Here is an 866-nt window from a genome sequence, read left to right as displayed (position 1 = left end):
CATGGCGCGATGCACTGGGATCTGGTCAAGGTGATCTTCTGCCACGAGTGCCGCGGCGCCGGCCGAGACGACCGGAACCTACAATTCACCAACCACGCGGCCACACCGGACAAGCGCAAAGGCTGGAGTCCATGAAACGGGAGCGGCCCGGCAGGCTGGCGTGGGTAGGCCAGCAAAAGCCGGGCCTAACCGGCGCTGGGTGTCGGGGGCGAACACGGCGCCGGCTGGCGAAACACTACGCTCTCGCCCAAATAGCAGGCACGTATCCAAAAGGACGAACGTGGGAGTAGCCCAACGTTTCAGTGTTTCATCTCGGGACCGAATTGCTGGCATCAATTTTGCTTCAGACGATTTTACAGCAAGGGATTTTTCACATTGCGACTGTCTCTCAACCTGCGCGAAGGCCAGGATCACCGAAGTGCATATACTCAGCGCCGCTGCAGATCGAGGATGTGCAGATCGACGAGAATGGCGATGTGACCGTCTCGATTATTGCTGACGACATCTACTCGCAGAATTCCACACAGCGCTATCAGATCACGTTGACCGAAGCCGAAATCAGCATTCTCGCCCACGGCGTCAGGCCCCACAAAGCATTGACCGCCGGCTAGGCGGAGGGCTGGACGCCGTGCTCATAGCCGGCCCTCAAATTTGAATGCCGCCACAATTGCTTTGTCTCACAGTGGCCGAATGTCGAAGTACCTCTTCGAGGTCGTGAGAAATGGGCTCGCTGTTGGCGATGCCTGGGTCGATCTCGATAGCCTGAGCGAAATGCGACGAGAGGCACTCAAGGCTCTGCAAGACATAGCAGTCGACGAAATGGCCTCAAGCGATTTGGATGAATCATTGACCGTCTCCGTCCATGA

At 57.5% G+C, this 866-nt stretch carries 1 protein-coding gene; it reads left to right on the top strand.

What is annotated here, in order from left to right:
• Positions 1 to 452 precede the first annotated feature (452 nt).
• Entirely contained in the window at positions 453 to 611 is a 159-nt protein-coding gene (locus EN780_RS39285) for a hypothetical protein (protein ID WP_189557062.1), read from the top strand.
• Positions 612 to 866 lie beyond the last annotated feature (255 nt).

Source organism: Mesorhizobium sp. M4B.F.Ca.ET.089.01.1.1, from assembly GCF_004022605.1.
In the GTDB taxonomy this organism is placed as follows: Bacteria; Pseudomonadota; Alphaproteobacteria; order Rhizobiales; family Rhizobiaceae; genus Mesorhizobium; species Mesorhizobium abyssinicae.
Note: the sequence above shows the minus strand (reverse complement) of the source record. Positions and strands in the feature narration are given on the sequence as shown.